The organism is Bartonella sp. AP65SXKL (genome assembly GCF_042195725.1).
GTDB lineage: Bacteria > Pseudomonadota > Alphaproteobacteria > Rhizobiales > Rhizobiaceae > Bartonella.
This window is the reverse complement of record NZ_JBHIOW010000025.1, coordinates 1-9,504: the sequence shown is the minus strand read 5'-3', so window position 1 is coordinate 9,504 and position 9,504 is coordinate 1. Positions and strand designations below refer to the sequence as shown.

The window sequence follows — 9,504 nt, the reverse complement described above, 5'->3', positions numbered from 1 at the left end:
GCCCCCTATGAGGTCGCTGAAACTATTCTAAGTCATACAGTAGGAGGACAAGTAGAGCGCTCCTATCGTCGTACTGACTATCTAGAACAGCGCCGTGTCTATATGGATAAATGGGCGGCTTATGTCACAGGTCAAACCTAAAATATGGGGTGAATAACCCCATGATCTGTGGATAACTTTAGCTCTCTTCTCTCTCAATAAGAGTCATAAATTATCATATGAGAATTTATATGATAAAATATTGTTTTCTATAAATAAAATACCTTCAAAAATGAACCAAAATGTGGTTAATAAATGGTTATGATTTGTTGCCATTTTTTGAGAGTGAAAGGATTTTAGTATGACAGAAAATGATATTCTTTTAACAGACCGTGAAAGTGCAAAACTGCTTCATATGAGTGTCTCAACATTCCGCCGTCATGTGACCAATGGCTCTCTCCCAAAACCTTTAAAATTTGGTTTTTTATCGCGTTGGTTACAATCGGATCTTTTGAATGTCATCGAGCAAGCAAAACAGCAACGTTATAACGACGCGGCATAAAAAGAAAACCTTGTCACGTAAGGACGGACAAGGCTTTCTCAAACTCATCAACCTGGTGCTTTATTTGGTGTAAATTCAAGGCTTTCTCTACTGAAGCAAGACTTAAGGCTGGCATTCAAGTTGTTCTGAATGTTTTTTACAATAAGGGCTATTTAAGCGTCTCTCAACACTTCGCTGAGGCATGACAGCACCAGGACGACATATGGGAAGATTGTCCGATTTATGGTTTTCACACCATTCTTGTATTGTAAAGCTAGGACGAAAACCTGATTGCGCCATACACATTTCAATACTGGCAAATTGATTCAAATCTAGCGCCACAACCTTATTAAGGTCCGGTACTCCACATTCTAAAAGTATTTTATTTCTCCATAATGCTGGAGAAAGTGAGGGAATTGAATTAACACATCCAGTGATACTTAACAGAGCTATACAACTCAACAGTTTTAAGATTTTCTTCATTTTTCCCCTCTTTCAATGGATTTATTACTATAAAACAGCTCATAATCTTGTTTATATTTTCTGTCACCGCTGCTTAAAACAACGGTGAACAATATTGAGATGACAGATTGAGGAAACAATCGCGCCATTCCAAGTGAAGGCAAGGATGGCAGATTGTTGATCATCACTAGCAGTGCTTAAGGTTGGCATTCTGGTTTATTTTTATATTTTTGGCAATAAGCGCTATTTAAACGCTTCTTGACACTTCGTTTTGGAATGACAGCACCTGGCACACAAATCGGAAGATCTTCGGCATTATAATTTCTACACCGATCTCTCCACTTCCCTCCTAATTTACTATGAAAACCTGCTTGGGTTAGACATGCATAAATAGATGTATTCGCATTTATACTTAACTCTCTATAATCCATCATATAATCATCATGAGGATTCAGCATTCCACATTCTAATAGTGCTTTTTTAATCTCAATCTTATCTTCTCCTAGCTTCTCTAATACATCCACAGCCTGGTAAGGACCTGGAAAACATCCAGCTATAATAAGCAAAGCCAATCCACTCAATAACTTTAAAGTTGCTTTCATTTTTTCTCTCCTTCAATGATTTTTTATGATAAGATTGCTTATAAGCTTGTCGATGTTTTATATTCCTCTGTCCATATCAATTTGAAACATGTTGAGTGCCGATACAATTGGCCCACACACTTATGCAAAAGATAAAAAAACTAAAGATTACTCTTAATCATACCATCATCAAAAAACTACGGTAGACATTCAGGCTTGTTTCTATTTCTTTTACAATGGGGGCTGTTCAGGCGTTTCTTAACACTTCTTTGAGGAATGACAGCACCTGAATGACAAATCGGAAAACGAGCATCAAAAAACTCACACGAACTCAAATATCCGGATTTATATCTAAAACCTGCTTGAACCATGCAAGCTTCAATTAATGCGTTCGCATTTCCGTCTAACTTTCTGTTGTATTCATCACGATTATAAGGTGTTGGCATGCCACATTCTAACAGCGCTTTCCCTATATCAATTGTATTTGCACCAGGCTTATCCCATAATTCCCAAGCTGATAAGGGAACCTCAGCTTTATACTCACATCCAGCTATACTTAACAGAGCTATGCCGCTCAATAATTGCAAGACTTTCTTCATTCTTCCCCTCCTTCAGTGGGTTTCTTTACGATAAAACAGCTCATAAACCTGTTGATATTTTCTGTCATCGCTGCTTAAAACAACGGTGACCAATATTGAGATGATTGGTTGAGAAAACAATCCCGTCATTTCAAGCGAAGGCAAGGATGAGGGATTGTTGACCATCACAAACAGCAAAACTTAAGGTTGGCATTCATCCGCATTTTTATACCTTTTACAAAATGGGCTATTTAAGCGCTTCTCAACACTTCTCTGTGGGATGACAGCACCAAGCTGACAAATGGGAAGGTTTTCTTCTCTAAATGTATAACACCAGTTTCCTCTCCCTTTATAATGGAATCCTGATTGAACCATGCAAGCATAAATTGTTGCATCCTCATTAACACTAAGCTTTCTATTTTCTGAATCAGCATCAATAAGGCTCGGTATTCCACATTCTAAGAGGGCTTTTCCTACCTCAGTAGAATCTGCACCTGCCTTCTCCCACATACTCACGTACTCTGGAGGACTGCTGTCAATTTTTGATATGTCACATCCAGTCACACTTAATAGGACTATACCACTCAATAATTTTAAAATTTGTCTCATTTTTTCTTCCATAAATGATCTAAAGTCGAATAAATTGAATGAATTTGTTTAGTAGGAGATGTTCCATAATTAGTTATACACGCTTTACTTGCATCACCATAACAATTATGGGGACTAGGATCATAACCGCCTAACGCCCTCCCTCCCTCTATCAATGGAGAGGTTGCTGTAGTCAATAAACTTTTTCCTACAAACAGCGTCATATATAAAGGATTTTTTATACCTTTCTCCAAAAGTGAAACATCTAGATTTAAAGGTACTTTATAAAAAGTAGGTGCATTGTAACCAAACAACGTACTAATGGGGTCAGATGCATGGCTTTGTAAGTAAACATGATCATTTTTGCCATCGCTTACGACATATAATGCATTCGCTATCGATTGAGCATGATCCGCTGGTCCATAAAGATAAATATCTGTTTTTTCTGCTATACCGTGGATGCCGCGCTTTTCAAAGTCACGTAGTCCATTGCCTACTGTTAAGCTACCACGACTATGCGCACTAACAATCGCCCCATCATTACCATAACGAGAGGCAAAATCTTGGAATTTCTTGGTCGAATTACTCCATCCCCCAAAATACTCATAAATTGCTACCCCGAACTCTACTAGCTTATCTTTAGCTTGTGGGTGGTATGTAAAATAAAGGGGTTCATGTTCATTATCAGCTAAGTGGACAGCATTACCGGCTGCTTCATCTGGTGTGTTAAAAATACCATTATAGAACATACGCCTGTTGCCATCAGAGCCAGCTTGTAAATGCTGCTCATCTTCAGCATTTAAAAAGTGATACAGAGTAATATATTCTCCATCGCTGTCTTTTATAGGTTTTCCATTTTCATCGGTTAAATAGAGGACATTGCCATTTTCATCATGCAAAATCTCACCTACTGGATGTTCTTTAACATTTGCGACTTCGCGCACTTTGTCCCAGTATCCCAATCCTTCATCCGATAAATCATTGATCATATCTACGCGATTATGCACTGCTCCCTCAAGCGGTGCGACATCTAGCTGTCCTACAGCTTGGTGGGCTGCTGCGGTGTTGCGGTTGAGAGAGCCAATGATTTGTCCAGCATCTTGCCCCATCGCCCTCTGTCCAGTTGTATCAGTAAGGATGATAGTCCCATCGCTGATAGCAGATTTGGTTTCCCCTTCTACTCCATCATGCGCTTTTTAGAGGCTTCAGCATTACGCTTTTTAGAGGCTACATCATTGTGCTTTTTAGAGGCTACATCATTGTGCTTTTTAGGGGCTTCAGCATTACGCTTTTTAGGAGCTTCAGCATTACGCTTTTTAGGAGCTTCAGCATTACGCTTTTTAGGAGCTTCAGCATTACGCTTTTTAGGGGCTACATCATTGCGCTTTTTAGGGGCTACATCATTGCGCTTTTTAGGGGCTACATCATTGTGCTTTTTAGGGGCTTCAGCATTACGCTTTTTAGAGGCTTCAGCATTGCGCTTTTTAGGGGCTTCAGCATTGCGCTTTTTAGGGGCTTCAGCATTACGCTTTTTAGGGGCTTCAGCATTACGCTTTTTAGGGGCTTCAGCATTACGCTTTTTAGGGGCTACATCATTGCGCTTTTTAGGGGCTTCAGCATTACGCTTTTTAGAGGCTTCAGCATTGTGCTTTTTAGGAGCTTCAGCATTACGCTTTTTAGAGGCTACATCATTGCGCTTTTTAGAGGATTCTTCACTATATTTTTTATAGGCTTTATCGCTGTATTTAAATCCTTCTTCCAGCAATTGTGTTGCCATTTTACGATCTTCACCAGCTGTTTGTTCCAGCTTAGTGACATCTATTTGTGATACACCCTTATGAGCTTCAGCGGTATTACGGTTAAGGGAAGCTATGGTTTGATCAACGCCTTGCCCTGTCAATGCCTTCTGCCCTGCTTCATCAGTAATGACGATGGTGCCATCGCTAATGGCAGATTTGGTATATCCTTCCCTTGAATCCTGTTGTTCTGCATGATCTAAAACATTTTTGGCAATGTTTTTAGCGATGTCGTATTCGCCCATTGCACCACCCGCTGCAATGCTAATCCCATCACTGCTGGCTTTGGCACTCGCACTGTTGCTGATATCACTGGTGCTGATGCTTCCTGTGGTCAGGCTGTTTTTTTCTGCCAAGGCTGTGCTTTCAATAATACCTCCAGTCAGCGTTGTTTTATCTTTAACGGTGATCTCAAAGCCGTCATCACGGGCTTTAATGCCTGATTGTTCCACAACACTGTGATAATCGCTGGAGGATTGATCATTTTGGAAAGAGACGTTTATTGACGCACCATCAGGCTTTCCATTGCCTTTAACCCCAACAGAAACAGAGTTTTTTTTGCTGGAAGTTTGTCCCGTATCACTGCGGCTGACAACGGTAAAATCACCTCCTACTTCCATTTCTACACGCTCTCCAGAAACCACGGCGCCTGCCAATGTGGTGTTTGCCCCACTCGTGGTATGAACAGTACCTGTGCCAACAATATGGCTGTTCTTTTGTTGAACCTGTTCACTGGAACCTTCCCCTTGACTAAAAGCAGCACTGCCTGTTACCCCTGCGCCACCCGTGCCATAACTGGCTCCAATATTCATTGAAGCGCTTTGGCTATGTTTTTGTTTGCTTTTCTTGTTTTGCGCACTTTCAAAGGTAATATGCTGTCCTGCTTCCAAGTTGATATTCCCGCTCTGCGGATCATTGCCCAGCGCATAAACAGGATTGGTGTCAGCGATAATATCAGCTCCAACACCATGGATGCTGCCTTTGTGGGCTTTCATATTGACAGAACGCCCAGCTTCTATGCTATTGGTTACAGCAGTAGATGTCTGAGAAGACTTCTCTTCCTTTTCAGTCTTAAAGCCTACGGTAACACTGGTAGAAATATCCACCATCTTGAGAAGGGAATCTTTTGTTGATCCGCTCTTTATCCCATTATAGAGATCTTTGCCTTTGTTATAGAGATCTTTGCCTTTTAGACCAAGAATGATGCCATTGCCGATTTTGTGTTTTGTATCCCCATGACCAAAACGTTTAACTGCATCCTTTACATCTTTTACTGTACCAAGAATACCCACATTGACAGAACCTGTAACACCAGCAAAGAAATTTTCATGGTTTTTTTGTGTCTTAGAGATATCTTGGCTTTCCGAAAGCGTGATATTATTACCGGCATCAATGTTCACATCACGATTTGCCGAAACAATAGCTGCTTGCATATTTACATCATTGTCAGCAGTAATCTGCACATCTCGGCGTGCCGTGATGTGTGATTGTGCGGAAGTGGTTTCCCATTGATCGCCCGTATCTTTGACGCTTGCAACCCCAACACCCAAAGAAACACTACTGCTGCTCTTTCCAAACTGAATGCCAAAACCTGAACGCTTTTCTTCAGAATTTGACTTATGGCTATTATGACCCACAAGCACATTGACATCACGAGCTGCCGAAAGATTAATATTCTCACCTGCAAAATCAGAGCCCACTATGCTCACATCTTTTTTCTTGGCAATGATGTTGATAGTGCCATACGCATTGAGAGAAGAGCCTTGATGTTCAAAACTCTCTTCATTTTGCACCTTTTCCTCACTCCCATATATCGACACAAAGTCCTCACCTGAGCCCGCGCCAAAACCAGATGCATGTTCTTCTGAGTGGCTGCTATGGTGATCTTGCATGCCATCAATCGTCACATTTTCTGCTGTCACATTGATGTTTTGACCTGAAAGCAGATGAGAAGCAGTAATTGTGGACTCTTTTTCTGCTTGCAAATCAATGTTGCCCGTTGCCTCAAGAACAGAGGAAACTGTTGTGGTGTGCGATTCAGATTTATCGGAAGATTTCTCATGCAAAAAGCTACTTGATGACGATTGGTATTGCTGATCGTAGTGTTCTTGAGCGCCTTTTATGAGAATATTCCCACCAGAGTGAATAGAAATATCTGCTTTTGCTTGATCTGGTGTTTCCTCTTCTTTTCCAGCAAAAAGCATCGATCCAATGATTTTTGTATCGTTGCCAGATTCAAAGGCCATCCCTTCACCCCCTGTTATACTTGAGCCCACAACTTGAGTAGCCTCAACATTATTATGGACTCTCTCACTAAATATTCCATCCTCTTTGTGATCGGATATCTCATAATGTAAGCTATCTTCTGCATTGTTGATCAGGATATCGTTACTGGCTTTCAGCCCCACCTTGCCCTTGGCATCTATATCGGAAGCCGCCATATGGATATCTTTTCCAGAGAGAACAGTGGTCTCTTTTCCAGAACTTAAATGAGAGCCATTGTGTAAAGCAACATGAGATGTTTCACTCCCATTCTGATTATCCATACTATTGCGTGTGGCATCAATCGAAACATTCCTCTCAGCTTGCAAGAGAAGTTTATCCTTTGTTTGAACATCAGAGCCTAAGATATTCAAATCTTTTCCAGAGGCAAGTGTCGTCGAGCCACCAGAGTTGACTTCTGATTTATGATGCATGGTAGCATCACCCTGTTCATCATGGTAATGGGTTTCTGCTGAACCGATCGTCAAGTTGCCTTGTTCTGTAGCCATGGCAAGATCACCTCCGGTAGTGATCCCCACCCCTGAGGCTGTGATATCTTGTTTGGCAATCACCGTTGCATTACCACCAGCAGAAAGTGCCTCGGTGTTTAATACTGTCTCCACGCCGTCAACCGTTGTGCGCCCTGCATCCAAACGAATATTCTTCTCTGCAAGCAAAATAGCATCACCACCCGCCGCAAAATGCCCTCCTTGACTAAAGATATCCCCGCCATGCACATGCAATTGGTGATTTGCCGCAATCCGCCCTGAATTGGTTATTGTGGAATTGCTTGTATTTTGGCTGGTGATATTGATATCATCGCCCATGATCAAAGCCCCAGCAGGAACAAAGGAGGCTCTGTCTTTTTCAGGGATATAAAGCACCGGTGCATAAACATCCATGCCCTTGACCTGTTGGCGTACATAAATCACCATCGGGGCTTCTAGGGACGCCAATTGTTCTTCACTCAAAGCCTCACCAAAGGGGAGATTGTGGGCTTTTGCATATTCTGCCCCGACATCCAGCAAGGTTTTGACTTGTTCAATGGCATCACTTCCAGGAATAAAGGAGCCTTTGCCCAAACCTTGACCAACCAGATCACGCATTTGTTTCTCAATCAGCTGCTTTTCGAAATAAGCATCGCCTAAGAAAAAAATCTCCCGATCAGGATTGTAGCCAATTCTGTTCAAATAATAAGCTGAGCCATAAAACTTGCCAACATCAAGGAATTCTGCCCGCGTTTCATAAATAAAATTTTGATTGGGCAGCGTGCCCCCAACACCCCCCGATTGGGGCTTTGGTAAAGGGAGCCCCTCAGAAAGTTCCCCTGCATTATTGAGATCCACTTTTGGTGTAAAGAGAGCGCCAGCCCCGGTTAAACCACTTAAGGACTCCAGTGGATTGCCTTCAACGGTTTTTGCTTCAAAATGCGCATCCCCTGTAATAGAACCTTCCCCTGCCTTGTTATTGAGTTGATCAACCACCAGATTTAAAGTGCCACCCGCTTGGACAAGACCAGGAACACTCTCCAAAGCTTCTGAGCGGATATGACGAAATTTGCCATCGGCTATATCTAAAGAAACATCGCGGCTTCCATCAGCTTTATAGCCATAACAACTGTCTGTATAAGCCTGACAACCCATATAGGTGTTTTTATAAGTTGTTGCACCCAAATTGGTGAGCACATTGGCGTGGATATAGGCATTTCCCCCTGCTTCTATAAAACTATAATGGTTGTCAATGTTATCGGCGTTAATGATGAGATTGCCGTGAGATTGTATCATCCCCTGAATGGTGGGCTTATGCGAAAACCCCTGCGTGACAGTTTCTTCTGTCATATGTGACTGATTATTCCATTGATACCGTCTTATATTACTTTTTGTTTTATCATATTTCCAAGTAAATGCCCTATAAAATGCTCCATCTTCCAAAGTTGCTTTACCGTACGTTTCTTCTTTGTTAGCCCAAAGATTTTTATCAAATACAAATACTTCCCTAGGTATATACTGGTGTGCAATAACTATTGTTCTATCCTCAAAGTGACCCTTTCCCCAAAGGTTGGGACCATCTTGATATAACATCCCATCACTGAGTTGATCAGAACCCTTTGGTCTTTCGAAAGAAATATCGCTATATTTGGTTTTTTCCGTGATGACGGGCGTGCTATCAGCTTCGTTTTTCAGGGTGTTGGTTTGGATATTTAAGTTTCCACCAGCTTGAATAAAGCCTGCTTTATTGACAAGCGAAAGGCTTTTTCCGCTGCCATCTGCATTGGTGAAAGATAAATCACCTTCTGCCATTATAGTGCCAAAATCATTCAACAAAGCCCCATCAACTTGTAAAGCACCATTGCCCTTCACATAAATTAAGCCCGTTTTGTTGTTGGTCACATTGCCCGTCACGCTAAAGACTAAATCCTGCCCCGATGCCAATTGACCGCTATTTCCAAGCTCCCCCGTTTTGATCACGAAATCTCTGGCTGCTAAAACAGAAGTTGTCTCATCAACCATAACGCTTGGAGCAACAAAAAGAATATCTCCAGTCCCACCGCCATCTCTTACGGCTTGTAGCCGCGCATTGTGAATATCAAGGGCATTGGTGCTTTGAAAGTCTAAACCGCCATAAGTCAATTCGCTCTCTGAGACATCAATATGATCTGCAATTAAATACAGCGTTTGCGGCGTGTAAATATGAGAACGATTATTGCTTAAATCGAG

7 protein-coding genes and 1 pseudogene are annotated in these 9,504 nt (G+C 41.7%); 2 read left to right on the top strand and 6 right to left on the bottom strand.

Going from position 1 to position 9,504, the window contains the following annotated elements; translation table 11 throughout:
- Positions 1 to 141: pseudogene (locus ACFIMP_RS08995) on the top strand (integrase); the annotation flags it as partial.
- 199 nt (positions 142 to 340) lie between these two features.
- Entirely contained in the window at positions 341 to 541 is a 201-nt protein-coding gene (locus ACFIMP_RS08990; protein WP_015856172.1) for a helix-turn-helix transcriptional regulator, read from the top strand.
- A 102-nt stretch (positions 542 to 643) separates the two neighbouring features.
- On the opposite strand, the gene ACFIMP_RS08985 is transcribed toward ACFIMP_RS08990, so the two are convergent.
- The 6 genes from ACFIMP_RS08985 to ACFIMP_RS08960 form a co-directional block, all read right to left on the bottom strand.
- On the bottom strand, positions 644 to 1,003 hold the full coding sequence (locus tag ACFIMP_RS08985) for a hypothetical protein (RefSeq protein ID WP_015856194.1): 360 nt from the start codon (positions 1,001 to 1,003) through the stop codon (positions 644 to 646).
- Between the two features lie 176 nt (positions 1,004 to 1,179).
- Positions 1,180 to 1,584, bottom strand: a complete 405-nt coding sequence (locus ACFIMP_RS08980) for a hypothetical protein (protein WP_026500686.1) — start codon at positions 1,582 to 1,584, stop codon at positions 1,180 to 1,182.
- A gap of 176 nt (positions 1,585 to 1,760) precedes the next feature.
- Positions 1,761 to 2,162 (bottom strand): hypothetical protein, encoded by a 402-nt coding sequence (locus tag ACFIMP_RS08975; RefSeq protein ID WP_026500687.1) that lies wholly within the window; start codon positions 2,160 to 2,162, stop codon positions 1,761 to 1,763.
- Positions 2,163 to 2,342: 180 nt separating this feature from the next.
- Positions 2,343 to 2,750 (bottom strand): hypothetical protein, encoded by a 408-nt coding sequence (locus tag ACFIMP_RS08970; protein WP_375634020.1) that lies wholly within the window; start codon positions 2,748 to 2,750, stop codon positions 2,343 to 2,345.
- Complete coding sequence (locus tag ACFIMP_RS08965) at positions 2,747 to 3,838, bottom strand: filamentous hemagglutinin (protein WP_375681143.1); 1,092 nt, start codon at positions 3,836 to 3,838, stop codon at positions 2,747 to 2,749. Before ACFIMP_RS08965 ends, ACFIMP_RS08970 begins: the two co-directional genes overlap by 4 nt.
- Positions 3,839 to 3,906: 68 nt before the next feature.
- The coding region (locus ACFIMP_RS08960) for a hemagglutinin repeat-containing protein (RefSeq protein ID WP_375686284.1) at positions 3,907 to 9,504 on the bottom strand (5,598 nt) is incomplete at its 5' end.